This is a genomic window from Synechococcus sp. A10-1-5-9 (assembly GCF_047716785.1).
Lineage (GTDB): Bacteria > Cyanobacteriota > Cyanobacteriia > PCC-6307 > Cyanobiaceae > Synechococcus_C.
This window is the reverse complement of the sequence record NZ_CP180406.1, coordinates 2,143,680-2,167,917: the sequence shown is the minus strand read 5'-3', so window position 1 is coordinate 2,167,917 and position 24,238 is coordinate 2,143,680. Positions and strand designations below refer to the sequence as shown.

Genomic DNA, 24,238 nt, shown 5'->3' with positions numbered 1-24,238 from the left:
TTAAATCCTCAGCTCTTGACCTTCACAGGCACACCATGACGCAAGCTAAGTAAGTTGCTTGTGATCACCTTCTCACCGAGTTTCAATCCCTTCGTAACGGGATAACGGTTGTTCTGAAGAGACCCAAGATTGACCGGAGTCTGCAGAGCAAACAGTGTTGTGGAAGGAATCTTGCCGGCTTCGATTCCCTTTTTGATACGGGCTATATCGGCTTTTCCAGGCTGAGCCTCAAGTTGCTTGAAGCTGCCAAGCCGAAACACAAAGCTCTGACCCGATGACTGGGTCACAGCAGAAAAAGGCACCGAAGGCTCCTTGCGTTCCTCAAGCTGCAAACGCGTTCGCAGGCGTTGCCCGTTGCGCAGCTTCCCATCAGGGTTAGGAAACACAGCCAGAGCAAGCAGAGCCTGAGTCTCTGAGGAGATATTGGGGTCCACCGAACTCACGGTGCTTTTCGCCAGCACCTCGTCGCTGCCGGGAAGGCTGAGAAGCACCGGCAAGCCCACCTTCACACGGGTTGCTGAGGTGGATGGGATCTCCACACGCGCTTCAAGGGTGTTGTTGCGAATCAACTTGGTGAACGGGTCACCCGAACGCACCACATCACCGACCTTCACGGTGACATCCGCAACCGTGCCTCCAATCGGAGACCTCAGGTTGCTGTAAGCCAAGGTGGCCTCCTGGGCACGCACTTGCGCACGCGAGGCGATGTAGATCGCGCGACGCTGGTCACGCTCAGACGCTTCAGCTGCACCCTGAGGCACAAGAAATTCATAACGCTTGAGCTCAAGCAAATCCTTCTGCTCTTGAGCTCTGGAAGAGGCAAGTCGGGCCTGCTCCTGAGCCTGATCCAAGGTGATCAGCAACTGACCAGGCTGAACCTCATCCCCTTGAGAAATATTGAGTTGGAGGACCCTCCCAGAGGCCTGCGCTGCGAGGTGCACCAGATCGTTGGCCTCCAGCGTGCTCACCGTATCGATGTCGTCAGTGAAGGATGCCTCCGTCACCGCAGCCTGCTGAACTTCGGGAAGGGGTTTTTGTGCCTCACCCTTCCCGCCACAGGCACTGAGTGCAACGGTGGTTAGTGCCAAGGCCAGGCAGGAAGAAAGCGCTCGCACGGTTCAGCTCCGGTCGGGCGCATTATGACCGCGAATCAGGAACTCGCTGGGCTGTTTGGGCAAGAATCGGCTCATGCACATCAAACGGTCTTGAGCGGATCGCAGGAGTCCGATCTATTCAGTCATCAACGGGAGGCTTTGCTGCGGCGTCAAGCACCTCTCGCTGATCGCTTGCGACCGCGCAATCTCGATGAATTTGTCGGACAGGGAGCAATTCTCGCGGAGGGCCGATTACTACGCCGTGCCATCGCCGCGGATCGTGTTGGCAATCTGATCCTTCATGGCCCACCCGGCGTCGGCAAAACGACCCTGGCCCGAATCATTGCCAATCACACCAGAGCGCATTTCAGTTCGCTCAATGCCGTTCTCGCGGGTGTGAAAGACCTCCGTGCCGAAGTGAGCGAAGCCGGACAGCGGCTGGAACGCCATGGACTGCGCACCATCCTGTTCATCGATGAAGTGCATCGATTCAACAGCGCACAGCAAGATGCCCTCCTTCCTTGGGTGGAGAACGGCACCCTCACATTGATCGGGGCCACCACGGAAAACCCTTACTTCGAAGTCAACAAGGCACTGGTCAGCCGCTCCCGTCTGTTCCGGCTTCAGACGCTCAGGCCGGAAGACCTCAACAAACTCCTGCACAGCGCCTTGAAAGATCCCGAGCGTGGCTACGGCGGTCGCAATATCAAACTCGAACCGGAGGCCGCGGCCCACCTGGTGGACGTGGCATCAGGCGATGCGCGCAGTCTTCTGAATGCCCTTGAGCTGGCGGTGGAGAGCACCCCAGCGGATGACAACGGGGTGATCCGAATTGATCTGGGAATTGCCGAGGAATCCATTCAGCAGAGGGCTGTTCTCTACGACAAGCAGGGGGATGCACACTTCGACACGATCAGTGCCTTCATCAAGTCGATCCGGGGCTCCGATGCTGATGCCACCCTCTTCTGGCTCGCTCGAATGATCGAGGCTGGTGAGAATCCACGCTTCATCTTTAGGCGGATGCTGATCTCTGCTGGCGAGGATGTGGGTCTGGCGGATCCGCAGGCCATGGTGGTAGTGGAAGCCTGTGCCGCCGCCTTTGAACGCGTTGGCCTGCCGGAAGGCCTCTACCCCCTGGCTCAGGCTGCCCTCTACCTGGCCTGCACCGACAAGAGCAACAGCACCGGTGGCTTCTTCGAAGCTCTTCGAACTGTTCGCACCGCCCAACGTCAGGACGTTCCTACGCACCTGAGGGATGCCAACCGCGATGGGGACGCTTTCGGCGATGGCCAGGGATACCGCTATCCCCATGCCTTCCGGGAGCATTGGGTGGCTCAGCAGTACCTCCCGGATGCCCTTCAAGGAGAAGCGTTCTGGGCTCCAAGTCATCAGGGCTGGGAAGGTCAGAGGCGGGAGCTGAACCTGGAGCGCAGAGCAGCCCAGCTCGCTGCTGCAGCGGAAGCCGAGGATGCCCACCCACTTCTGGTGAGCAGCGGGCCCGATCAACCCCAGCTCGAGCGCTGGCTTCAACGGCAACTCGCAGTGGACGGCGAGCGACTCCAGACCCTCCGCAAGCACCTGTGGTCGGATCTCGAATGGAGCCGTACCGATCGAGTCCTGATGCTCAGCGGTCGATCCCTGCTCTGGAGCCTGGATCCCTTGGCGGCAGTTTCGGAGGGAGGCGTGTTGATTCTGTGTGCTTCAGCCTCCGATCAGCAGCGTCTGGCAGCGCAGCTGGAGCTGCTGGATCCTTTGAACCGCCCTTCCCTGCTGAGCAACCTGCAGGCCCTTGACGCTCTCAGCCAAAACCACAACTTTGAGGTGATCGGTGGACGCCTCACTCAGGACGATCTCAAGTCGCCAACACTGATGCGGCACTGGCCCGCTATCACCAATCGAACATCTACAGGAGCCCGGCTACGCCTTCTCCTGAGTGAATCAGAACTTGGCCCTGCGTCGGCTCTCCTCGAGCACAGCCAGGAGGCTCTAACGCCTCAAGCCATCCATGAGCTGAATGACCTGAAGGAACTGGAAGCCCGCTGGCTCAGCCAGAGATCGGAGCGTGACGCACTCAGACAACAACTTGAGAACAACGGCTGGACCATTGAAAGCACCAACTCGCAGGAATCCTCCAGCCTGCGCGTGGATCAATCCTTGATGAATCGCTGGCTGGGTGACGGACGGCCCTACCGCGTGAGCTTCGAAAACCACGCCAATGGCGATCCCTCCGCTCTCGTCACCTTGAAAAAAGAACTGATGAAACGTGTTGGTCAACAACTGCCCATGAGGCTGCAGCACTGGCGGTTTGATGGTCGCCGTTGCTGATCGGCATAAAAAATCCCCGGCAGAGCCGAGGATTGGAGAAGCGAATTGAAATCCGTAGATTTCAAAGGATCACCACAGACCGCGAACGGGAGCGGCAGAGCGAGGAGCGGGAGCTGCAGGGAGAATCTGGTTGGCCTGCACGCAAGCGGGCAGGAACACGTACCAAGACAGCAGGGAGGTGGACTGAGCGCCATCGAGGCCGTCCTTGCAGACGTTCTGAGAACCATCGGAAGAGCCGTTGTCGTTCAGACGGAAGGCAACGGGCAGCTGCTTCATGATGCCGGCAGAGGAGATCTTGCCGTCAGCAGCGTCGAGGATGATGGCGGAACGAAGAGCCACAACAGCGGTCTTCTTCTTCTGCCAGTAAGGGAAGTAGGAACGGGTCTGATCATCCAGGAATGCGACACCATCCTTGGAGTAGAGGAAGCGGGACACACCCACCAGATCCACTTCATAGGTCTTGGTCATGCCTTCTTGGATTTCGTCGGCAGTCCAACCGGAGTTGTTGATACCGGCTTGAAGAGCACGATCGGTGATTTCACCGTCCATGAAGAACTTTTTGAAAGCCTTGGACTTGGTGGTCCAGACAGCACCACCGGACACCCAGCGCACGGGGTGCTTGGTGCCAGCTTCAGCGGCGACAGCCAGAGTGGAGATGGAAGCGGCGGCGAGAGCGCCTGCAGCAAAACGGGAGAACACGGACGGCGAGAAAAAGACGTCATTTTGAATTTAGCCGTAGGAAATACGAATGCCAACAACAATCCTTGGATCAGCACGGGAAGTAGCGAAAAATCGCCCAAAAAGGATCACACGTCTTGTGTCTCACGGATCTCGCGAGGCTCGTGAATCCCTGATAGAAACTCTTAAGGATTTAATTGAGAAAAAGTTGTCCACCCAACAGGACATTGATCAGCTTGCGGTTCAACTTCACTGCCTGCAGTTCCTCGGCAATGAAATCTTTCAAGCTTTTCGCCGTTGAAGCTGACTTGAGCCAAATAAGCCTCTGCCCCCCGCCGAGGGGTCAGCCAGAGCCGGCTCACTCCCTTTGAATTCTCAACGTGAACACCAAGAGAGGCATCAGCTGTAAGACCCAGGTCGGCAAGCGTGGGGGCGAAATGCCCCCAGTAATGACGCGTGAGTTGTCCTTTGGTGAACGCCGAGAGCAACTCTTCAACATCTCTTCGTTGATGCAACGTGGCATCTCTCTCATCCAAGAGGCTGTAGTCGGGATCTGCGCCATCCCAGACGGTTGCCAAGACCTTGCCCGATGGAGAATTCAGCGTCGCCGCGATTCCCAGGCCAGCCAGAATGAATGCTGAAGCCAAAGTAGGAAGGCTGGACCAGGCGGCGACAGGCACTGGATACGGCACAACAACGCTTTGGATCAGGTTAGGAAGAGCCTGATCGATTGCAACAGTTGTTGATCTGTTGCCACAACGGCGAACTCCCAGGAGTCATGGGCATGCAATGCAGCGGAAAGCCTTTGATGGCTGCGTTGATGAACCACGCTGCGCATCCCAGGACGAACCTCCCAGAAGCGCAGATCACGGGCAATCGCCCCCTGCTGCCACTTGATCGATGCTTCTTTGATCAACCAGTGCTTCAACACAGCCCGTCGCAGGTCTTCCCCTTGCAAATGTTGCAGCCGTTCCCGCTCCTCCTGGGAATAGGCCCGTTGCAGAATCGAGGCCGCAGGGATCATGCGGTCGTGGCGCTCGAGATCCAAACCAATCGGATGCTTTGAACAGCCCAGCAGCAGAGCATCAGGGCAATGGCTCAAGCTCAGGAACCCCCAGCCCCTCGGCAGGGTGGGGGGTTCTCCAGGTGGCGCCTGCAATGGCACCGCCTGAGGGGACACATTGAAGCAGTTAGCGAGGCAGGCTCGCATCCAGACCCGCGAACGGATGAACACCTCGGAGCGGGCTTTTGGCAAGCGCGTCGACCAATGCTGCTCCTTCGTCGACAAAGAGCTGGCATCACACGGCAGCAGAACAGACATCCGCTGAAACCAGAGGGCCGTTACGCTTCCGCCAGTCCATTCCTGATCCATGACTTTGCAGATCGGTGACCCAGCCCCGGACTTCACGCTTCCGAATGAAAAGGAAGAGCCAGTGACTTTGTCATCACTCAAAGGCCAGCGGGTCGTGATCTATTTCTATCCGAAGGACGCCACGCCAGGGTGCACCAAGGAAGCCTGCAATTTCCGAGATCGATGGGATCAATTCGAGGCCCATGGCATTCATGTCCTGGGAATCAGCAAAGACAATGCCGCATCGCATACCCGCTTCATCAACAAACAGGAGTTGCCCTTCACTCTGCTCACCGACGTCGAACCCTGCTCTGTGGCCAGCGCTTATGAAAGCTATGGGCTCAAGAAGTTCATGGGACGCGAATACATGGGCATGATGCGACACACCTTTGTTGTGGATGCTCAGGGGAATCTCGAGCTGATCTACCGCAAAGTGAAGGCAGAAATCATGGCGGACCAGATCCTGAATGACCTTGGCCTCAGCTAGCTAACTAGGTCGACGAGTGTCTCCATCACAAGATCCGGGGTGTGCTGAACATCCATACCCCGAGCTACCAGCTCGGGGAAAAGAAGCGGAGCGTCTCCTCCGCAAAGCCAGATCGTTCCATCGCAATGGCGCTGGGCACCATTGATCAAACCCAACAGGCTTTGAAGAACACCTTGGGTCATCGCACTCGCGGTGTCAGCAGGAAGTTTCGGGCCTGGCTCCATGCTTGGCACATCAGGTCCCACAACTGGCAAGGCGACAGTCCCCTCACTCATGGATTGGAGCTGAAGGCGCAATCCGGCACAAAGCAATCCCCCGGCAAAGCATCCGGAAGCCGTAACCCGCGTCAGGCTGAGCACGGTTCCTGCATCCACCACCGACAAATCTTCGCCACCGCTTGATCGACTCCAGGCACCCCATCCAGCTAAAGCCCGATCAATCCCAAGCCAGGGAGGCACATCTTTGAGAGGCACCTGATCAAGATGCACCCGGCTGTCTTCGCTGAGAGAGAGCGCTTCGGGAACAGGCCCCACGGCTGCCCATCGATCGGGGACCATCGCTTTCCAGGAGGGTCCATCCTTTGGAGTCGTATGCCAATACGTCCATTGGGATGTCCCGGCACCTTCAGCCCAGTGCCAGCGCGTATTGCCGATGAGCAGGAATCGCTGCAGATTGATCACCCTCAGATGCCTTCGCCCATCACCCCCGGCAGGTGAATTCCGCATTCCTGTCTCTGCCCTCCGAAGCGTGTGCTGCGACCGACGACAGTGCCGCTGTCAGGCGCACTCGAATGCCAATCACCGACGGTGGAGTATCCACGTTCAAACAGAGGGTGCTGGGGAAGCTCATGCTCTTGCATGTAGTAGTACATGTCTCGGTTGGTCCAATGCAGGAGCGGCCTGAGGGAGTAGCGACCGCGTATTTCATCGATCACCGTCATCGTGCGTCGGTGGTCGGTCTGCCCGCTGCGCACCCCACTGGCCCAGCAGGTCACAGCCATCTGATCGAGTGCACTTTCAAGCGGCTCAAGCTTGCGTAGACGCAGATAGAGGTCAAGGTCGCTGTCTTTTCCGGTTTCCCAGAGACGCCCGTGCAGGGCTTCCATCCTTGCCGGAGACATCGGTGACTGGACCACAACCGGTTGGAGGTGGAAAAGCTCACACAATTTGTCTGCATATTGATAAGTATCCGGCGGTAAGTAACCGGTATCCACCCAGATCACTGGAACTGCCTCAGCGTCCGGCAGAGAGCTCAGCATGTGGAGAAGCACGGAAGACTGAATGCCGAAGCTCGTTGTCATTGCGAAACCCGCACCGAAGTGCTGCTTCGCCCACTGCAAGCGTTGAACAGGCTCGAGTGCCTCCAGGTGGACTCTCTGATGCGTCAAGAGCGCGGATTCACCACTGGAGTCCAAGTCCGGGGCAGCGCTCGTCATAGGGGTGATGCCGTGCCTCATCAAGTCATTCTCATACGCCGAGGGAACGAGAACCCTGCCTATGGTTCACGGAAGGAGCGAATGATCCCTTGCAGCCAGTATCCAACCCGCAGGAACGGCCGATCATCGTGGTGGGAGGTGGCTTCGCAGGATTATCAACCTTGCTGACACTCAGCAGAGTGCATCCCCGCCCGCCCTTGGTCCTGATTGAACCAAAGGCCCAATTTGTTTTTGTTCCCCTGCTCTACGAACTCCTCAGCGGAGAGCTGCAGGCATGGGAAGTGGCTCCCGACTACGCACCATTGATTCAGGGACATGGCATCAGCCATATCAGAGACATCGTCACCTCAGTCAATGTTGAGGATCACAGCATCACCACAGCAGGGGGAGACCATCTGGTCTACAGCCAGCTCGTCCTAGCCACAGGAGCAGTCCCTGACGACTTCGGGATCCCTGGGGTTCGCGATCACGCTCTGGGATTCCACTCCCTCCGCGACCTTGCCCCACTGCAGGAACGCCTGAGGCAGCTTCGTCTGCGTCCATCCGGCACGAGCTCTGTTGTGATCGTCGGAGCCGGGGCCACAGGCGTGGAACTGGCTTGCAAGCTGGTGGACCTGCTTGAAGGAGCAGCACAAGTTCATCTCGTGGATCAAGGCGATCAGATCCTTGCCCGCTCGCGGGCTTTCAACAGAGAGCAGGCAGAGCGTGCCCTGAAACGGCGAGGCATCAACGTCCATCTGAAGACACGCGTTCTCAGCGTCAAACCGGACTCCGTCCGCTGGAACGGCATCGAAGGCGATGTCGAACAGGCTCACGACGGTCTGATCTGGACTGCCGGCAGCAAGCCGAACATCCCTGACCTGCACCCTTCAGCAGAATTGCATCAGAAGCGACTGCCTGTTGATCAGACCCTGCGGCTGCAGGGACAGCCTGACGTCCTTGCCCTCGGGGACATCGCCACCCATGCCCGCAAAGATGAAGGCCAAACTCCATGGCCCCTGTCGGCCCAAGCCGCCATTCAGCAGGGCCAGGCAGCAGCACGCACTCTCGAAGCTCATCTCAAAGGCGGCACACCTTCACCTTTCATTTTTCAGGATCTCGGTGAAATGCTCAGTCTTGGGATCAGTGATGCCACGATCACGGGGATGGGCATGACCTTGGCTGGCCCTCTCGCCTTCAAGATTCGGCGATTGGCCTATCTCACTCGCCTGCCAGGACTATCCCTTGGACTGCGCTCTGCAGGGGCCTGGTTGGTCGGTTCTTGAAGCAGACCCATCTGTCAGGACGAACCCGCGGGCTAAGGCCATCGCAGCTGCATCAGCTGGAGAGCCTCAGTCACCGCCGCCACCCACCTGAGGATGGCGCCGATTTGTTCACCCTCGAACGCCTGGCCGAACTGTCACTTGAACTCAAGCAGTCTCTGCACCTGCTGGTTGATGCACGGGGGGTGTGCCGACTGCTGTGGGTCGGTCCTTTTGGGGAATCGGAGCGTATCGAAGGACATTGGCCAAAGGGATCGAGACGTCGCCAGCGCTGGAGGTTGATCAGTGCATTGGCTGGGACCCAGGGAGAGGGGTTGAAACCTGAGGGACGCGAAGCCGTCATTGCTCTGGATGTTCACACCAGCCATTGGTTACGGCTGCAGGCGACCGTTTCCGCATCGGGCACAAGGCCTGCTGCCATCTGGCGAGCCGATTCCGCTGCAACCCTTGGCTGGTGCTGCGACGCGACAGGCAGACTCCAAGACCTCTGTGAAGCCGGACAAACCGAGCGCAGGTCTGATCAGGCCGCTGTCGCAGAGGTCCTCGACAACCCGGGATCAAGACAGGAACGCGTCCTGCTCTTAACGCTCACCGGAGCGGATCCTGCAATCAATGAGCGCGACCTGGCTGAACTCGAAGGACTGACACGCAGCGCGGGGGCATGCCCCGTAGCGGTCTGCCGTCAACGCCTGGGGCAGATCAATCCACAAACTCTTTGGGGCACTGGCAAGCTTCAGGAGGCTGCGCTGGATGTGCGCCGACACGGGGCTTCCCTTGTGATTACCGACAGGGAACTGACGCCGGTACAGGCCAGAAACCTCGAACGTCTTCTCGACTGTCCGGTGATGGACAGAAGTGAACTAATTCTTGACATCTTCGCTCAACGGGCGTCCAGCGCAGCTGGACGCTTGCAGGTGGAGCTTGCCCAGCTGCGCTACAGACTTCCACGTCTCAAAGGACGCGGGCTGAGCCTGTCTCGGCAAGGTGGGGGAATCGGCACTCGCGGGCCAGGCGAAACACAACTGGAAAAAGACCGTCGCGCCATCAGCCGGCGTATCGAACACCTGGGTCGGGAATTGCGGCAGCTTGGGGCTCATCGCGCCCGGCTGCGGCAACAACGCAGCATGCTTCCAAAGGTCGCGCTGGTGGGCTACACCAATGCGGGGAAATCATCCCTTTTGAATGCGCTCTGCGACCGTGGCCAGGGGCGCTCTGTGGAAGCAAGAAATAGTCTCTTTGCCACTCTTGACCCGACCACAAGACGGTTGTGCCTTCCCAGATCAGGCTCTGCACCCAGGGAGCTACTGATCACCGACACAGTCGGCTTCATCCGGGAACTACCCGAGCCGCTCATCGAGGCGTTCATGGCCACGCTGGAAGAAACCCGGGAAGCTGACCGGCTTCTTCTGGTGGTGGATCTTGGAGATCCGGACTGGCGAGGCCAGCTCACTGCAGTGCATTCCATCCTGAACGGTCTCAATTGCCATCAACCGAGGCAGGTTCTGGCTAATCAGATTGACCGCTGCGATGCATCGACTCTCGAGCTGATCAGAAACCTTGAATCTGAGGTCGTGTATGTGTCAGCCACCCAAGGAACGGGCTTGAAAGGTCTGCGAGCATGGCTCGAGCAGACGTTCTGGGGAGCCTCACCGTCACCAGTCAACCCTGACCTGGCCTATCAGAACAGCGCAGACGCCGATGCATGAGATCAATTCCGCATTTCACCTTGCAGTTGGATCCAACGTTCTTCAAGATCAAGCATCCCAACCCTGGCCGCGCGCCATTTTCTTCAACACGAATCGCTCACGTTTCATGCCCATAGGGAACCCATGAAACGGATGCCTCTCCCCCGGGCGATTCATCGCACTCAGGCGTGGTACCGACGCCTCACCGTGCCTCAGTTCACAGTGGTGACAGGTCTACTGGTGATCGCCACCGGGACCCTTCTTCTCGCAACCCCGCTGTGCTCCTCCACGGATGTGGGGCTCTGGGAAGCGCTGTTTACAGCGACCTCCGCCGTCACGGTGACCGGGCTGACAGTGATCGATGTCGGACGTGATCTGACGCCTTTCGGCCAGGGCCTTTTGGCCTTCATGATCCTGGTGGGCGGGCTGGGATTGATGGCGATCACAACCTTTCTGCAGGGGTTCGTGGTGCGTGGTGCGTCCCTTCGCAGGCGACTGGATCGAGGTCAGACCCTGGATCAATTCGGCGTCGGCGGCGTTGGCAGCACCTTCCGCAGCATCGCTCTCACAGCGGCTGTTCTGATTCTGGTTGGTGCTTTGGTGCTGTACGCCTTCGGATTTTCAGACCTGCCCGCGGGAGGAACCAGGATCTGGGCCTCTCTCTTTCACAGCATTTCGGCTTACAACAATGCCGGCTTCGGACTCTGGAACGACAGTCTCGAGGGATATCGAACCAACCGCGTCGTGAACGCTGTGATCATGCTTCTGATCGTGCTGGGTGGTCTTGGCTGGAGAGTGACCAACGATCTTTGGAGCAACAGGCAGCGACTCAAGCGTCGAAATCTGAGCCTGCACACCCGGCTCGTGCTCCGCACATCAGCACTCCTGATTCTGATTGGCATGCTCGGACTGCTGCTGACCGAATCCCTGTCAAAAGGCCACGCCCTCACCTCAATGGGATGGCAGGAGAGAGTCATGAGTGCCCTGTTTGGATCCGTGAGCTCACGCACAGCAGGCTTCACTACCGTGCCTCTTTCTATCCAAAGCATTTCTGATTCAGGCCTGTTGCTGCTGATGACGCTGATGTTCATTGGTGCCAGTCCCGGTGGCACCGGTGGAGGAATCAAAACCACCACATTGGCTGCGCTGATGGCCACCACCCGCTCCACTCTGCGAGGACACGATGATGTGGTGATTCGTCATCGTCAGATTCCTGACAAGGTGGTGCTTAGAGCCGTGAGCATCACGGTGGCCTCCCTGCTGTTCGTGCTGGTGATGGCCTTGCTACTCGCTTTGATCAGCGACCCCACAGGCGAGGACCCGTTGTCGTTTCTGGAACTGATGTTCACGTGCATCTCGGCCTTCGCGACTGTGGGCCTCGATCTGGGCGTGACAGAACAGCTTGGACATCTCGGACAGCTGATCTTGGTGGTCGGAATGTTCGTGGGGCGGCTGGGCATTCTGCTGTTGCTCAGCGCGATCTGGGAGAGCTTCGAGCGCGACCAGATCCACAGCCAGAATCGTGTCGGCTATCCCCGCGAGGATCTATATGTCTGAACGAGGTTCCTTGGAGAGGCTGTCATGAGGGACTGGTGGAATTGGTCACAGTCCTCGGTCAACGATCCACAGAGTTTCGGGATTGTCGGCGTCGGACGTTTCGGGAGCGCAGTTTGTCGTCAGCTCATGCAAAACGGCGCCGAGGTGCTGGCCGTCGACCGCTCCTCAAAGGCAATCGAGGAACTGCGCCAACTGGAGCCTTCCATTGAAGCGAGAGTGGTGGATTGCACCGATGAGGAGTCACTCCGCGAAGCCGGCATCCTTGACATGGACACCGTGGTTGTGGCCATCAGTGAGCCGATCGAGGCAAGCATTACAGCCACCCTGATCGCGAAAGACAGCGTTGGGACCCGAGTCCAACAAGTGATTGCGAGAGCCACCAGCGACCTGCACGAAAAGATGCTCAAGCGCGTTGGAGCTGATCGCGTGGTGTTCCCCTCCCGCATGCAGGGTGAACGTTTGGGGCTCGAGCTGGTGCGCCCCAACTTGATGGAGCGGCTGGAGCTCGATGAGCATCACTCGATTGAAGAGATCAAGGTCCCTGAACGGTTCGTAAGCCGATCACTTCGTGATCTGAATTTGCGCAAAAACCACAGGGTGAATGTTCTTGCAGCTGGCCCTGCAGGAGAACTGCTGGTGAATCCTCCCGCGTCTCACGTTTTGCTCAAGGGGCATGTCTTGGTCGTCATGGGGCTTACCGAGGACCTTCAGAATCTTCCGAGAATCTGAACAGCTCAATCATGCGCGTTCTCGGCCTGATGAGCGGAACCAGCGCCGATGGGGTTGATGCAGCGCTCGCTCAGTTCAAAGGCAGACCCGATGCCCCGGACTGGGCTCTGTTGAGCACCGCATCGGTGCCCTACCCAGCAGAGCTGAAAGAGCGATTGGTTCATGTGGCCCAGGGTGAGGCCATCAGTGCTTCTTATCTACTAGAGATGTCAGTGGCCGTGACTGAGATGCAGGCGAAAGCCGCGCAACTCTGCGACCCTCAACGATCGGCAAGCCTGGTGGGCTGTCATGGCCAGACGATCTGGCACGCCCCGCCTCCTTCTCAAAACGACCGGTCGGATGGAGTCCTCCGTCGAGGTGCCAGCTGGCAGATGCTGCAAGCTCCACTCCTGGCGCACCTGGTCGGACGTCCGGTTGTTCATGACTTCCGAGCCGCCGATCTTGTGCTCGGAGGACAAGGCGCACCTTTAGTGCCGATGGCGGATGCCGCTCTGATGGGTCGCATCGACGGATGGCGAGGACTTCTCAATCTGGGCGGCATCGCCAACATCACATTGATTCCACCAAAGGCTGGCCCGGATCGCCAGAACCCTGTGCTGGGTTGGGATTGCGGCCCAGCCAATACGCTGATGGATCTGACCATGGCCCGGCTGAGCGAAGGAAGAGAAGTTTGTGACCAGGATGGAGCGCTCGCAGCACGTGGGACCGTCTGCGAGGAGACCCTCCAACGATGGCTTCAGGAGCCTTATTTCCTGAGCTCACCGCCGAAATCAACTGGACGGGAGGTGTTCGGGCAGGAGGATCTCAACCGGCGACTCCGACAGCTCGGTCCCCATGCACCTGAGGACCAGCTGGCTACTCTCACCGCCTTCAGCGCTGCAGTGGTGGCCCAGGACCTGCACCGGCTGACATCGGCAGGTCAGCCTTTGCCCGTAGAGCTGCTGGTTGCGGGTGGGGGCTGCCAGAACAAAACCCTGATGCAGCAGCTCAGGCAGCGATGCCTAGGAGTGCATGTGCGCCCCAGCAGTGAACTGGATCTCCCAGAGCAGTTCCGTGAAGCACTCGTCTTCGCACTTCTGGCCTGGTGGCATCAATCCGGCCATCCCGGCAACGCGCCTGCCATCACAGGCGCATCGAAAGCCACAGTGCTTGGTCACCGTGTGGACCCAGCTTGATCAGGCGCCGGGCCCATTGGGACGATGCAAGCGAACCCGTCGAGGCGCACCACGCAACCGCCTCGGTTGCTGGGCCTCAAGTGCAGACCGGAGGCGCTCGGTCGGGGACTGAAGCGGAGCAGATACGGAGGGCTGCACAGCAGACTCCCCCTGTTCCAGACGTTGGACGCCCTGCTGAATCAGCACCTTGGCCATATTGCTGACGGTGCGTGATTCCTGCTCCGCGAGTGCAGTAAGGCGAACGCACAGATCTTCAGGCAGCACCACTTGAATCCGAGGGGACTTCGGCTTCCCGCTGGATGACGTTTGGCGGGTTGCCACAACCGCAGACCCAGAGCTACTTAAAAGTGTACAGAGATGCGCAAGGATAGTATCCATCACTATGATGTGGTCATCGATCCGACCCCTGACACACGGTTCATTCATCAGAACTCCCATCTCGACGTTCAGCTAGGACTGCCATGCCCCGTTCCACCAGCCAGGCCACCAGCACCCGTCAGACGACGCCTCGCGCCAGGCGAACCAGCGGTGCGCGCCGGACCCGTCGCACCAACGAGAACAGTGACGTCTTGGTGTCTGCTGTGATCAGCACGTACTTACTGACCCACCTACACCATGTCCTCCAACGCGCCGAATACAGCGCTGTTCAGGAAGGACGTCCATCCCAAGCCGCAAACTATGCCCAGCTGCGCAAAGTTCTCTGCATGGATGCGCGGAGTATGGAAGACGCCTCAGCAGCAGGCCTGAAGGAGGCTGATCTCGACCAAGCCGCCTGATTCCGGTCTGATTTAGGTCTTGCGTGTTCAGGACTGATTCACGAGTCGTGAATAGGGTTGGGTCAGTCATGGGTGTGTCATGGGCAACGCAGCCGCGCTCTACAAACGAATCGAAGGTGACCAAGAACTCACCCGTTCTCTCTTTCGCCAGGCACTACAGAATCCTGGTGGCGCCATTGATGCCATCTGCGCAATCGGCGAGCAACTAGAGCTTCCCGTCACGGCCGACGAGGTGAAGGCTCATATCAACAATCTCGATGACGACCTGAGCAAGCAATGGTTGATCAAAGCGAGAGGGGGGCTCTGACCCGCTCTTCAGACTGAGGCGACCGAGGAGGATCCACTCGACGCTCCCGAGTTCCCCCACCTCCAGCCCAGCTGAAGAACAACCAATAACTCACCAGCGCAAGTCCTGCCGCGACCACAAGAGCTGCGAACTGCTCAAGCCTCCGCATCAGCGCCGCCTCATCAATCCCCAGTCTGCCCTCACCCCGGCACGGGATGATGAAGGCATCTGCCTTCGCCCCCTGTGCTGCGACTTGAGCGCGTCAGCAAGATTTATCCGACAGGAGAGGTGCTCCGGGATGTGACCTGGGAGGTGAAAGACGGCGACCGCATTGGCCTTGTCGGCGTGAACGGCGCGGGAAAATCCACACAAATGAAACTGATCGCCGGTCTGGAAGAGCCCAGTAGCGGCCAGATCGTTCGTCAAGGAGAACCCCGGATCGCTTTTCTTCAGCAGGAATTCGATGTGGACCTTGAGCGCACGGTTCGTGAAGAGCTATTCCAGGCCTTTGGCGAAGCGGCGGAGGTGCTGACTGAGCAGAAGCAGGTGGAGCTGGCCATGGGGTCGGAGCAGGCCGCTGCCGATCCAGACCATCTCGACCGGCTTATCCACCGCCTTGGAGCCCTGCAGACCCGATTCGAATCCCTGCATGGCTACGAGCTGGATGCACGGATCGACAAACTCCTTCCCACCATCGGCTTCACAGCTGAAGGGGCCGAACGGCAAGTGAAGGACTATTCAGGGGGCTGGCAGATGCGCATCGCTCTCGGTAAGATCCTTCTTCAGGACCCGGATCTGCTGCTTCTCGACGAGCCCACCAATCACCTGGATGTCGAAACCATTCAATGGCTTGAGGACTACCTCCAGACACAAACCGCCGCACTGGTAGTCATCAGTCACGACAGAGCCTTCCTTGACAAGGTCTGCAATCAGATCGTTTCAACCGAACGGGGAATCTCCCGGGCGTACCTGGGGAACTACACAGCTCACCTCGAGCAGAAGACGCTGGAGCAGGAGGCCACGCAAGCTGCATTTGAGCGCCAGCAGAAGGACATCGCTGCGCAGCAGGCCTACATCGACCGCTTCCGAGCCAGTGCAACCCGCAGCACCCAAGCCAAAAGCCGGGAAAAGCAGCTCGAGAAGGTGGATCGCGTGGAGGCACCGATCGAATCGGTGGCGGGGCCAAGCTTCCGCTTTCCCCCCGCGCCCCGATCCGGAGCGCAGGTTGCCCTGATCGACAACCTCACCCATAGCTATGGAGACAAGATCCTTTTCCTGGGCGCTGAACTTGAAGTGGAGCGCGGAGATCGAATCGCATTCGTCGGCCCAAACGGCGCTGGCAAATCCACCCTTCTTCGTCTGGTGATGGGGCTGGAAACGCCGGATGAGGGGTCAGCAACCCTTGGCGAACACAACATCGTGGCGAGCTATTTCGAACAGAACCAGGCAGAAGCACTGGATCTCGGAAAAACAGTGATCGACACCATGTTCGAAGCCGTTCCGGACTGGACACAAACCCAGGTGCGCTCCCTTTTGGGAAGCTTCTGTTTCAGCAATGACAGCGTCTTTAAAGAAGTTGGACAGCTCAGCGGCGGCGAGAAAGCACGCCTGGCACTGGCCCTGATGCTCCTGAACCCCTGCAATCTGCTGGTGCTCGATGAGCCGACCAACCACCTCGACATTCCGGCCAAGCAGATGCTGGAGGACGCACTCTGTGCTTACGAAGGGGCTGCCCTGCTCGTGTCGCACGATCGTTATTTCATCTCCCGCGTTGCCAACCGGATCGTTGAACTGCGCGACGGAGAGCTGGTGCTCTATCGCGGTGATTACAACTACTACCTCGAGAAAAAAAAGGAAGAGCGTCAAGCTGCTGGCGAAGCGCTGCTGAAGGCGCAGCAGGAGGCCAAACGCCAAGCCAAACGCAACAAGCAAAAAGAGCGCGAAAGCCGTCGCAAAAAGGCGGCTTAACGCAGCAATTCGACACAGCAAGACGAAACTTCATGAACCGCTAGGAAGGAAGACTCATTTCCCTTTACCCACCCAAAACGTGTGCATAAGCTGACATTACTGATCCCGGCAGCTGATGACACACCCAGGAACCCTGCCCTCAGGCCTCAACCAGAACCGAGCCAATGGAGCAGACCATGAGCAGACCTGGGATGCGGTTGAGACCTATTTCGAATGCATCACCACATGCAATCTTGACGACGGCGAATGCATCACGCGCTGTGTCGAGCAGCTGCGTGATGCTGATGAGGAATGATCAGCGCATCTTCAGAGCGCGCATGTCCACCGGCGTCACCGTGATGGGAACTGATCGACCCTGACGCTCAACACGAAGCTCCAGAGGTCGCCCTACGCCACTACGGTCAATCGCTGTCACCACCTCCGCAGGGTTCTTCACAACAGCACCTGCCACAGCCACAATCACATCATTGACCTGCAGCCCCCCCTGAGCGGCCGGACCACCCGCCACGACGGAACGCACCACGGCTCCTGGAGGTGCTATCCCTCCAGGAGCGGATGCAGGGATTGAGGAGAGACCAATCCCGACCATCGGATGACTGGCTCGCCCCTGCTCGACGAGCTGCATGGCGATGGTCTTTGCACGGTTGATCGGGATCGCGAATCCAAGCCCAGCGCCCGGACCTGAGCGCACAAGTGTGTTGATGCCCACCACCTCTCCACTGGCATTGAGAAGAGGGCCACCTGAATTGCCTGGATTAATGGCTGCATCGGTTTGGATCAAATCCAAACGTTTGCCCTGAATTCCCAGCTGGGACACATTGCGATTCAGGTTGCTCACAATTCCCAGTGTGACCGTGTTCTCGAGACCGAAAGGATTGCCGACAGCAATCGCCCAATCCCCAACACGGAGCCGATCGGAATCCCCGAGAGGAGCCGTTGGCCAGCTGCTTCCACCCTCCAGTTTCACCACGGCCAGGTCCGTCACGGAATCCTGCCCCACAACCTGACCGGACACACGACGACCATCCGGAAGTCCCACCATCACTTGGTCGGTGTTTTCCACGACGTGGGCATTCGTAAGGACAAGGCCCTGGGCATCAAAGATCACACCACTTCCCTGGCCCCGCTCAACACGGGAGCGGGGAGCCGGCTGAGCCTGCAGACCGAAAAACCGTTGAAAGAAGGGGTCCACCAGCAGCCCCTGTGGCATTCCATTGCCTGTTGATGTCCTCACCGTGCGTTGCGTTTCGAGTGTGACGACAGCAGGGCCGCTTCGAGCCACTGCACCAGCAACAAAGGATTGCGACGACAGCACAGACGAAGGGGCTGGGACGGCCTTGGCATGCCTGGGCGTCCATAGAGCGATCAAGGGACCAAACAGAGACGCCGTCACAACGAGTGGAATCAACCCACGTTTGTGACGGACACGTCGCGCCGAAATCCGAGGAGCGGAGGGAACGGCCACAGCCATGGGCGAAGAGGCGTTGAATCTTGTATCAGACCGTAGGAAGCAATCCTGGGAGAGAACAGAGGGGAAGCCCGACCGTTCCATGACCGGATGCGACCGATGCCAAGGAATCGATGCCGCTTCCCCCCAGCAGAAGCGATGATGGAGGACGGAGGTTTGCGCCCAACCCCCATTCAGGCTTACGTCATGTTGAGTAGTGTTTTTCCTCTCCTCTACGGGCTGATCTTCCTGGCCCTGCTCTGGCAGGCGTTCAAGGTGATGGGTCGGGGCTTCAGTGCTGCAGGAAGACCGCTGAATGCGCCTGCAAGTCGCAATGATCGGACTGGAAAGGTGACCATCCATCCCGAGCTACTGGATGGCGAAGGCCGCCTGACCGAGGAAAATCTGCTGACGGTTCGTTTCAGCGACGACGACGAGGGAGAACCTGCTGATCGCTCCGGTGAATAAGTTGGACGAATGAGCTGCATGACAGCTCGTCTCGGACTCGTAGGGGGAACTGCCTGGTGGACCAAAGAACACGGATCGTTGCTGCAGTGATCAAATCCGTGAAGTTGCCGCCGCGTTTCCGGCTTCGCCTTCTCAAGGAAGATCCCGTGCGCCTGGAACTGAGCCTGACGCCCGCCTACGGCAAGGAGCCCGTGCAGGTTGGTCTTGTGGAATCGCTCGACCTCGTGGCCCGAAGAGATCGTGAAGGGCGCATCCCAAGAGATCTTCAGGGGACATGGGACTGGACGGTGCGGCATGGGCAGGTGAGCACCGGTGGCTGGAACCCTTATCTGAAGGAAGCCCTCCAGACCATGTTCGAAACGGGACTTCCAGCCATCGTGTACGAGGAGCTCACAGGCGAGGAGTACCACCCTGTTGATGGCGCCAGACACGTGCGTTGATCAAACGCGCATCTGTGAAGCCCTGCAAACCGGAGCTGGTGCAAAAAGACGAACCGGACTAGAACAGAGTCACTCCGGCCTTTAAGGTTTTCTTCATGGCCACACTCCGTTTTCGCTTCGCACCGCTTGTCCGCCTCCTCGCAGCCATGGGAGCGCTCAGCAGCCTGCTCCTACTGGGAGTTCTCGAGCTACTCAGCTAACGGGAGCAGCCCCTGACGGGTCCCTTCCCCATTGATCCCTTGCTGCCTGAGCTGCAGTCTTTGCTGATCCCAGGTGCCACTGTGATCCTGCAAGCTCCGCCTGGTGCCGGAAAAACGACCCGAGTTCCGCTGGCGCTGCTCGGCGAGCTTGCCGGCAAACAGCGCATTGAAGGCAGGGTTCTTCTGATCGAGCCTAGGCGACTGGCAGCGCGGGCAGCAGCAGCACGTCTTGCGCACTCTCTCGGCGAACCCATCGGCGAACGGGTGGGGTACTCGGTACGCAACGAACAAAGGCGGTCCTCAAAGACCCGCATTGAAGCCATCACCGATGGCTTATTCCTGCGCAGGCTTCAGGCACAACCCGACCTCCCCGGGGTGGCCTGTGTGATCTTCGATGAGTTTCATGAACGCCGTCGCGACAGCGACGTTGCCTTAGCACTGCTGCGAGAGGCCAGGGAGCTGCTCAGGCCGGATCTGAGGGTGCTGCTGATGTCAGCCACACTTCAGCTGGGCGATCTCAGCCGACAGCTGGGCGGGGCCAGGACGCTGCGCAGCGATGGACGGGCCTTTCCCGTGGACACCCTCCACTGTCCACGGCGCCACCAGGAGCCCCTTGAACAACATGTGTTCCGCGCGCTTGAGACGGAGCTTCCGTATCTCGAAAACGAACGACTGATCAGCCCCCATCCGCCGGTTGTTCTGGTATTTCTGCCGGGCATCAAGGAGATCGAGCGCTGCCTCAGACAGATCAGAAGCTCAAACCGGCTGAAAACCTGGGAGACCGTTCCTCTTCACGGCCTGCTGTCCCTGAACCAGCAGGCCTACGCACTGCAGCCCTGCAATCACGAATGGGATGGCCGTGTGGTGCTCGCCACATCGATCGCTGAAAGTTCACTCACCCTGGACGGCGTTCGCCTGGTGATCGACGCCGGCCTGAGCCGGCACACACGGTTTGACCCGGGTACCGGCATGGAGGGCCTGGAGACGGTTCCTGCAAGTCAAGCCAGCGCTGATCAACGACGGGGGCGTGCCGGCCGACAGGCGCCTGGGCGCTGCGTCCGCCTGTGGTCTCCTGCAGAACAACAGCGTCGCCCTCTGCAGGATCTACCAGAACTCCAACGGGCTGATCCACAACCGACTCTGCTCGATCTCGCCCGCTGGGGAGCGGGCTTAGGGCAGGAGCTGGCATGGCTGGAGCCACCTCCACAAGCCCTCTTTCTTGAAGGGCGTCAGCAACTGCAGCAGCTCGGTCTCATCGATTCAGAAGGACAGATCACGAAGGGAGGGCATCACGTGGCGATGTTCGGCGTTCATCCCAGGCTGGGACTGATGATGGTTGAAGCTCGTCGCTTGGGACTGGAGCGACTTGGCTGTGATCTCGCGGCACTTCTGAGCGAACGAGACCTGCCTGGCGCCCGTTCTGAGGGGTGCGACCTCCTCCGCAGACTTCAGTTGCTTCGGCAATCGGGGCGACGAGATGGGACAACCAGTTCTGGGACAATCCTTCAGCAGAGCAAGCAATGGCAACAGCAGCTGGCAGGGCTCACTGAGATCCCCTGCGGCACAAAACCGCGGGAATCATGGGACGTGATGGCTGGACACCTGGTCGCCAAGGCTTTCCCCGAATGGCTCGCTCTAGCCCGCGACCAACGCCCGGGACAGTTTCTGCTGAGGCAAGGACGAGGAGCAACGCTTCCAGAACACGACCCATTGATCCATGCCGAAGCGCTCGCAGTGGCTCAGCTCGATCTCAGTGGTCGCGACGCACGGATCCGCCTGGCCATCCCCATGCCCAGCAGCTGGCTTGAAAGCGTCGCTGAATCCGAAGGGCAGTGGCGGGAAGACGTCGACTGGGACGACCGACAACAGAAAATCCGCGCGGAGCGGGTTCTCTCTCTCGGCGCTCTAGAGCTGAGGAGTCAGCCTTGGTCCAACCCTTCGGCCGATGCCATCAGTGCTGTCTTACTCGAACAGCTCAGGCGTGAGGGGCTAGCGCTCTTGCCCTGGAGTCAACACAGCGAGCAACTTCGCCGACGGCTTCAGCTGGCCCACCAGCGCATCGGTACACCTTGGCCATGCCGTGAGAGGTCCTTCCTCCAGAATCATCCTGAGCTTTGGCTTAGAGAAGCAAGCCTGGGATTCCGCCGCTGGGGGGCGCTGGATGAAGCGAGCCTGATTGAAGCGCTTTGGGGAGACGTTGCGTGGAACTTTCGGCGCAAACTGGATGCATTGCTGCCTACAACAATTCGCATCCCCAGTGGGCGCGATGCGGCATTGACCTACGAAGAGGAGGGGGTCGTTCTCGCCGTGAAGCTTCAGGAGATGTTCGGCTGCACAGACAGTCCTCACCTATTGAACGGCAACCTTCCGATCACCCTGGAACTGCTCTCCCCGGCGGGCCGTCCTTTGCAGCGCACGAGGGATCTACGGGGATTCTGGGAAGGCAGCTATCACGACGTTCGCAAGGAGATGCGCGGCCGGTACCCCAAGCATCCCTGGCCTGAATCTCCGGCGGAGGCCGTCGCAACACGCAGAACTAAAAAAGCCCCTTGATGTTGCCGTAACGACAGTCAATAAAAGTCAACCCTTTGTTACATTGGATCCGTTAAAACCTTCCACCATGTCTGACTCCGCGCAACCCCGCTTCGGCTTCGTCAACTTTGCTGAAACCTGGAATGGCCGTTTGGCCATGCTCGGTTTCGTGATTGGCCTGGGCACCGAACTGCTCACCGGCCAGGGCATCCTGTCCCAGATCGGCCTCGGCTGATTTCGGCATCAAGCACCAATCCGTTGTATTACCCACCGGTCACCGGTGGGTTTTTTTGTGACAAGCGCTCTGCGCGAGAGTGAAAGCCGCATTGTGAGTCAATTGCCTACTTTTTTTGCCAAGAACCGCCGCGATGGTGCGAGGTTGCTCAGTAGTGGATTGGTGATTCTTGCCATAGCCCTCACTCAACTGAACCGGCCTTGGGGGCAAGTCGTCAGTGTGTTGTCCAGTGCCATCTGCTTGTACTGGGGGTTCGCCTACCGACGCCTTGAACGCTGACTCCATTCCCAGCTACTCCGTACAGGAGTTAAATGCCTCCGTCGGAGCCCTTCTCGAACGAGGGTTTGCTCCAAGGTTTCTTGTGCACGGCAGCGCCCTGCGTCCGCAGATCAAGAAAGGGCATCTCTGGCTAACGCTCAGCGACGGAAACGCCAGCATCACGGTTGTTTGCTGGGCTTCAAGGCTGCAGCAGTTGAACTTCGTGCCCGCTGAGGGCGAAGGCGTCACGGTGGTGGGGAGACTGAACTTTTGGGCCACTCGAGCAAGCCTTGCCATTCAGGCGATCGACCTGCGTCCCAGCAGAAGCACGATCGAGCGCCGCTTTGAAGCGGTGAAAGCGGTTCTCAGCAAAGAAGGATTGATCAATCCCTCGAGGCGGAGAGCCCTTCCACCTGCACCCGAGCGGATCGCACTCCTCACGAGCGTTCCGAGTTCAGCTCTCGCCGACATGTTGCGCACGGCGCGGGAACGCTGGCCGCTGACCGAGCTCCTCGTGATTTCCATCCCCGTCCAAGGCGAGGTAGGACCACAGATCTGCGCTGTACTCGAACGACTGGCCGATCAAATCGAGGCATTGCATGTGAATGCCATCGTTCTGGCGCGAGGGGGAGGGAGTCGCGAGGATCTGATGGTCTTCGATGATGAAGCGCTTTGCAGAACGTTGGCGCAGTACCCAGTCCCAGTGGTGACAGGTCTAGGCCATGAAGACGATCTAACAGTTGCGGATCTTGTGGCCGATTTCAGAGCTGCTACGCCGACCGCAGCGATTGTGACTCTTCTTCCCAACCGGAACGCGGCACTGCAATACCTCAATCAATGCCGAACTCAGCTGGTTCAATATCAGACCTGGAGACTGAACAGAGAGCAGGAACGGCTGGCACAGAGACGGATGTCTTTAACTCGCTTTGATCCAATAGCAGTCGTCGCAGATCGCCGTGATCGTCTGGACCGACGCAGACTGCTGCTGCAGGCCCTGTCCCCTAAACGATGGCTGGCCCGTGGATTCGCCACGGTCACCGACAGCGAGGGGCGCCTGCTTCAATCCGTTGCCGAAGCCAGTCCATCTCAGCCACTGGTGATTCACCTCAGCGACGGAGAGATCGACGTCAGCACAGTAGAAGTCAGGTCCAGACCCTGAGTCCTCTCAAACTGCAGAAAGCACCACAACAGCACCCAAGCATCCCGATGCCGCGTCCAACGAAACCGAAAGGCAATGACACCCAGCGCCAGTGGCAGGAGGATGCAGAATCTCTCAGCTATGAGGAGTCGCTCCAAGCACTGGATCTGCTGCTGACGAAACTCCAGGATGATTCAATCCCCTTAGCTGAACTGCAAGGAGGCCATCAACGGGCCGAGATCTATCTGAACCGATGCGAAGAACTGCTGAACAAGATCGAACAGAACGTTGCCCAACTCAACCCCGATACGCTGGAACGTGAATTAACGGAGAATCCACCTCGTGCCTAAAGCGTTGCCATGGATCTACCTGCTGCTTGCTGTTCTCGGTGGCATTCTTCCCTGGCAAGCAAACATTGAATTCATTCAATCCAGTTCAACGGGTGGTTTCGATCTCGCAGGCTTCATCTCAGATGCCAATCTCACAGCCGCTTCACGCTCACTCAGCCGTGATCTCTTGGTGGCCGCAAGCGCGTTCACGATCTGGATCGTTGTAGAGGGCCGACGCCTGGATGTCAAAGGTTGGCAATTCACACTCCTTGCATGTGTCACCATTTCTTTTGCCTGCGGTGGCCCACTATTTCTCTATCTGCGCGAACGAAGGCTGAATGAACTTGCATTGAATGCCGATACGAAATCAAACCCCTAGAAGA

28 protein-coding genes are annotated in these 24,238 nt (G+C 58.7%); 19 read left to right on the top strand and 9 right to left on the bottom strand.

The genetic code is table 11. The features are described 5' to 3' along the window. Positions 1-8: 8 nt before the first annotated feature. The gene (locus tag ACLM45_RS11425) at positions 9-1,115 is read right to left on the bottom strand and encodes an efflux RND transporter periplasmic adaptor subunit (RefSeq protein ID WP_415409375.1); all 1,107 of its coding nucleotides are present in this window, start codon (positions 1,113-1,115) and stop codon (positions 9-11) included. 24 nt (positions 1,116-1,139) lie between these two features. On the opposite strand from ACLM45_RS11425, the gene ACLM45_RS11420 reads away from it, so the two are divergent. Further along, positions 1,140-3,419 (top strand): AAA family ATPase, encoded by a 2,280-nt coding sequence (locus ACLM45_RS11420; RefSeq protein ID WP_415409374.1) that lies wholly within the window; start codon positions 1,140-1,142, stop codon positions 3,417-3,419. A 69-nt stretch (positions 3,420-3,488) separates the two neighbouring features. On the opposite strand, the gene ACLM45_RS11415 is transcribed toward ACLM45_RS11420, so the two are convergent. From ACLM45_RS11415 to ACLM45_RS11405, 3 genes are all read right to left on the bottom strand, one after another. Beyond that, positions 3,489-4,118: an alpha/beta hydrolase gene (locus tag ACLM45_RS11415; RefSeq protein ID WP_415409372.1), complete on the bottom strand. Its 630-nt coding sequence runs from the start codon at positions 4,116-4,118 to the stop codon at positions 3,489-3,491. Between the two features lie 164 nt (positions 4,119-4,282). Beyond that, positions 4,283-4,789 carry a thymidylate synthase gene (locus ACLM45_RS11410; protein WP_415409371.1) on the bottom strand — a complete coding sequence of 169 codons (507 nt, stop codon included), beginning with the start codon at positions 4,787-4,789 and terminating at the stop codon, positions 4,283-4,285. Between the two features lie 14 nt (positions 4,790-4,803). After that, positions 4,804-5,469, bottom strand: coding sequence for a 4'-phosphopantetheinyl transferase family protein (locus ACLM45_RS11405; RefSeq protein WP_415409369.1), 666 nt, complete (start codon positions 5,467-5,469; stop codon positions 4,804-4,806). On the opposite strand from ACLM45_RS11405, the gene bcp reads away from it, so the two are divergent. Next, complete coding sequence (bcp, locus tag ACLM45_RS11400; protein ID WP_415409367.1) at positions 5,468-5,935, top strand: thioredoxin-dependent thiol peroxidase; 468 nt, start codon at positions 5,468-5,470, stop codon at positions 5,933-5,935. The genes ACLM45_RS11405 and bcp overlap by 2 nt on opposite strands. Here bcp and ACLM45_RS11395 read toward each other — a convergent pair. Together ACLM45_RS11395 and ACLM45_RS11390 are read right to left on the bottom strand one after the other, a co-directional pair. Then, entirely contained in the window at positions 5,932-6,615 is a 684-nt protein-coding gene (locus ACLM45_RS11395) for a type III pantothenate kinase (protein ID WP_415409365.1), read from the bottom strand. The genes bcp and ACLM45_RS11395 overlap by 4 nt on opposite strands. 2 nt (positions 6,616-6,617) lie before the next feature. Further along, positions 6,618-7,370, bottom strand: a complete 753-nt coding sequence (locus tag ACLM45_RS11390; protein WP_415409363.1) for a phosphoadenylyl-sulfate reductase — start codon at positions 7,368-7,370, stop codon at positions 6,618-6,620. An 89-nt stretch (positions 7,371-7,459) separates the two neighbouring features. Here ACLM45_RS11390 and ACLM45_RS11385 point away from each other — a divergent pair, with 89 nt between their 5' ends. The 5 genes from ACLM45_RS11385 (at position 7,460) to ACLM45_RS11365 (ending at position 13,778) form a co-directional block, all read left to right on the top strand. Further along, positions 7,460-8,635, top strand: a complete 1,176-nt coding sequence (locus ACLM45_RS11385; protein WP_415409362.1) for an NAD(P)/FAD-dependent oxidoreductase — start codon at positions 7,460-7,462, stop codon at positions 8,633-8,635. Beyond that, a complete protein-coding gene (gene hflX / locus ACLM45_RS11380; protein WP_415409360.1) occupies positions 8,632-10,338 on the top strand; it encodes a GTPase HflX in 1,707 nt (568 codons plus the stop codon). Before ACLM45_RS11385 ends, hflX begins: the two co-directional genes overlap by 4 nt. A gap of 132 nt (positions 10,339-10,470) precedes the next feature. Continuing rightward, positions 10,471-11,874, top strand: coding sequence for a TrkH family potassium uptake protein (locus ACLM45_RS11375; protein ID WP_415411425.1), 1,404 nt, complete (start codon positions 10,471-10,473; stop codon positions 11,872-11,874). A 24-nt stretch (positions 11,875-11,898) separates the two neighbouring features. Next, positions 11,899-12,603, top strand: coding sequence for a potassium channel family protein (locus tag ACLM45_RS11370; protein ID WP_006043101.1), 705 nt, complete (start codon positions 11,899-11,901; stop codon positions 12,601-12,603). Between the two features lie 11 nt (positions 12,604-12,614). Further along, positions 12,615-13,778, top strand: a complete 1,164-nt coding sequence (locus ACLM45_RS11365) for an anhydro-N-acetylmuramic acid kinase (RefSeq protein WP_415409359.1) — start codon at positions 12,615-12,617, stop codon at positions 13,776-13,778. On the opposite strand, the gene ACLM45_RS11360 is transcribed toward ACLM45_RS11365, so the two are convergent. Continuing rightward, a complete protein-coding gene (locus ACLM45_RS11360; RefSeq protein WP_038005413.1) occupies positions 13,779-14,099 on the bottom strand; it encodes a ribbon-helix-helix domain-containing protein in 321 nt (106 codons plus the stop codon). It abuts the gene before it with no gap. 140 nt (positions 14,100-14,239) lie between these two features. Here ACLM45_RS11360 and ACLM45_RS11355 point away from each other — a divergent pair, with 140 nt between their 5' ends. Beyond that, the gene (locus ACLM45_RS11355; protein ID WP_415409358.1) at positions 14,240-14,554 is read left to right on the top strand and encodes a hypothetical protein; all 315 of its coding nucleotides are present in this window, start codon (positions 14,240-14,242) and stop codon (positions 14,552-14,554) included. A 79-nt stretch (positions 14,555-14,633) separates the two neighbouring features. Then, the gene (locus ACLM45_RS11350; protein WP_006043097.1) at positions 14,634-14,861 is read left to right on the top strand and encodes a hypothetical protein; all 228 of its coding nucleotides are present in this window, start codon (positions 14,634-14,636) and stop codon (positions 14,859-14,861) included. On the opposite strand, the gene ACLM45_RS11345 is transcribed toward ACLM45_RS11350, so the two are convergent. Next, complete coding sequence (locus ACLM45_RS11345; RefSeq protein WP_415409357.1) at positions 14,839-15,009, bottom strand: hypothetical protein; 171 nt, start codon at positions 15,007-15,009, stop codon at positions 14,839-14,841. The two genes, ACLM45_RS11350 and ACLM45_RS11345, sit on opposite strands and share 23 nt — an antisense overlap. 74 nt (positions 15,010-15,083) lie before the next feature. Here ACLM45_RS11345 and ACLM45_RS11340 point away from each other — a divergent pair, with 74 nt between their 5' ends. Continuing rightward, entirely contained in the window at positions 15,084-16,808 is a 1,725-nt protein-coding gene (locus ACLM45_RS11340) for an ATP-binding cassette domain-containing protein (protein WP_415409355.1), read from the top strand. A gap of 115 nt (positions 16,809-16,923) precedes the next feature. Beyond that, entirely contained in the window at positions 16,924-17,103 is a 180-nt protein-coding gene (locus tag ACLM45_RS11335; protein WP_006043094.1) for a hypothetical protein, read from the top strand. Here the strand turns inward: ACLM45_RS11335 and ACLM45_RS11330 are convergent, their stop codons facing one another. Further along, positions 17,104-18,279 carry a trypsin-like peptidase domain-containing protein gene (locus ACLM45_RS11330; RefSeq protein WP_415409354.1) on the bottom strand — a complete coding sequence of 392 codons (1,176 nt, stop codon included), beginning with the start codon at positions 18,277-18,279 and terminating at the stop codon, positions 17,104-17,106. A 183-nt stretch (positions 18,280-18,462) separates the two neighbouring features. On the opposite strand from ACLM45_RS11330, the gene ACLM45_RS11325 reads away from it, so the two are divergent. The 8 genes from ACLM45_RS11325 to ACLM45_RS11290 all read left to right on the top strand — a co-directional run bounded on the left by ACLM45_RS11325 (position 18,463) and on the right by ACLM45_RS11290 (position 24,234). After that, a complete protein-coding gene (locus ACLM45_RS11325) occupies positions 18,463-18,723 on the top strand; it encodes a DUF2973 domain-containing protein (RefSeq protein WP_415411424.1) in 261 nt (86 codons plus the stop codon). Positions 18,724-18,779: 56 nt separating this feature from the next. Further along, positions 18,780-19,163 carry a hypothetical protein gene (locus tag ACLM45_RS11320; RefSeq protein WP_006043091.1) on the top strand — a complete coding sequence of 128 codons (384 nt, stop codon included), beginning with the start codon at positions 18,780-18,782 and terminating at the stop codon, positions 19,161-19,163. A gap of 230 nt (positions 19,164-19,393) precedes the next feature. Then, entirely contained in the window at positions 19,394-21,916 is a 2,523-nt protein-coding gene (hrpB, locus tag ACLM45_RS11315; protein WP_415411423.1) for an ATP-dependent helicase HrpB, read from the top strand. A gap of 67 nt (positions 21,917-21,983) precedes the next feature. Then, positions 21,984-22,130, top strand: a complete 147-nt coding sequence (locus tag ACLM45_RS11310) for a chlorophyll a/b-binding protein (RefSeq protein WP_006043088.1) — start codon at positions 21,984-21,986, stop codon at positions 22,128-22,130. A 102-nt stretch (positions 22,131-22,232) separates the two neighbouring features. After that, on the top strand, positions 22,233-22,409 hold the full coding sequence (locus ACLM45_RS11305) for a hypothetical protein (protein ID WP_415409352.1): 177 nt from the start codon (positions 22,233-22,235) through the stop codon (positions 22,407-22,409). Continuing rightward, complete coding sequence (gene xseA, locus ACLM45_RS11300; protein WP_415409351.1) at positions 22,399-23,547, top strand: exodeoxyribonuclease VII large subunit; 1,149 nt, start codon at positions 22,399-22,401, stop codon at positions 23,545-23,547. Before ACLM45_RS11305 ends, xseA begins: the two co-directional genes overlap by 11 nt. A 47-nt stretch (positions 23,548-23,594) precedes the next feature. Further along, the gene (gene xseB, locus ACLM45_RS11295) at positions 23,595-23,876 is read left to right on the top strand and encodes an exodeoxyribonuclease VII small subunit (RefSeq protein ID WP_415409350.1); all 282 of its coding nucleotides are present in this window, start codon (positions 23,595-23,597) and stop codon (positions 23,874-23,876) included. Then, the gene (locus ACLM45_RS11290) at positions 23,869-24,234 is read left to right on the top strand and encodes a DUF2834 domain-containing protein (protein ID WP_415409349.1); all 366 of its coding nucleotides are present in this window, start codon (positions 23,869-23,871) and stop codon (positions 24,232-24,234) included. The genes xseB and ACLM45_RS11290 overlap by 8 nt, the downstream gene beginning before the upstream one ends. The last annotated feature ends 4 nt before the right edge of the window (positions 24,235-24,238 follow it).

Excerpts from the sequence above, each read along its gene's own strand:
- ACLM45_RS11345 (WP_415409357.1), bottom strand. The coding sequence starts at position 15,009 with ATGCGGAGGCTTGAGCAGTTCGCAGCTCTTGTGGTCGCGGCAGGACTT.
- ACLM45_RS11390 (WP_415409363.1), bottom strand. The coding sequence starts at position 7,370 with ATGACGAGCGCTGCCCCGGACTTGGACTCCAGTGGTGAATCCGCGCTC.
- xseB (WP_415409350.1), top strand. The coding sequence starts at position 23,595 with ATGCCGCGTCCAACGAAACCGAAAGGCAATGACACCCAGCGCCAGTGG.
- ACLM45_RS11405 (WP_415409369.1), bottom strand. The coding sequence starts at position 5,469 with ATGGATCAGGAATGGACTGGCGGAAGCGTAACGGCCCTCTGGTTTCAG.
- ACLM45_RS11420 (WP_415409374.1), top strand. The coding sequence starts at position 1,140 with ATGACCGCGAATCAGGAACTCGCTGGGCTGTTTGGGCAAGAATCGGCT.
- ACLM45_RS11335 (WP_006043094.1), top strand. The coding sequence starts at position 16,924 with ATGACACACCCAGGAACCCTGCCCTCAGGCCTCAACCAGAACCGAGCC.
- ACLM45_RS11355 (WP_415409358.1), top strand. The coding sequence starts at position 14,240 with ATGCCCCGTTCCACCAGCCAGGCCACCAGCACCCGTCAGACGACGCCT.
- ACLM45_RS11365 (WP_415409359.1), top strand. The coding sequence starts at position 12,615 with ATGCGCGTTCTCGGCCTGATGAGCGGAACCAGCGCCGATGGGGTTGAT.
- ACLM45_RS11310 (WP_006043088.1), top strand. The coding sequence starts at position 21,984 with ATGTCTGACTCCGCGCAACCCCGCTTCGGCTTCGTCAACTTTGCTGAA.
- ACLM45_RS11370 (WP_006043101.1), top strand. The coding sequence starts at position 11,899 with ATGAGGGACTGGTGGAATTGGTCACAGTCCTCGGTCAACGATCCACAG.
- ACLM45_RS11350 (WP_006043097.1), top strand. The coding sequence starts at position 14,634 with ATGGGCAACGCAGCCGCGCTCTACAAACGAATCGAAGGTGACCAAGAA.
- bcp (WP_415409367.1), top strand. The coding sequence starts at position 5,468 with ATGACTTTGCAGATCGGTGACCCAGCCCCGGACTTCACGCTTCCGAAT.
- ACLM45_RS11325 (WP_415411424.1), top strand. The coding sequence starts at position 18,463 with ATGTTGAGTAGTGTTTTTCCTCTCCTCTACGGGCTGATCTTCCTGGCC.
- ACLM45_RS11375 (WP_415411425.1), top strand. The coding sequence starts at position 10,471 with ATGCCTCTCCCCCGGGCGATTCATCGCACTCAGGCGTGGTACCGACGC.
- ACLM45_RS11330 (WP_415409354.1), bottom strand. The coding sequence starts at position 18,279 with ATGGCTGTGGCCGTTCCCTCCGCTCCTCGGATTTCGGCGCGACGTGTC.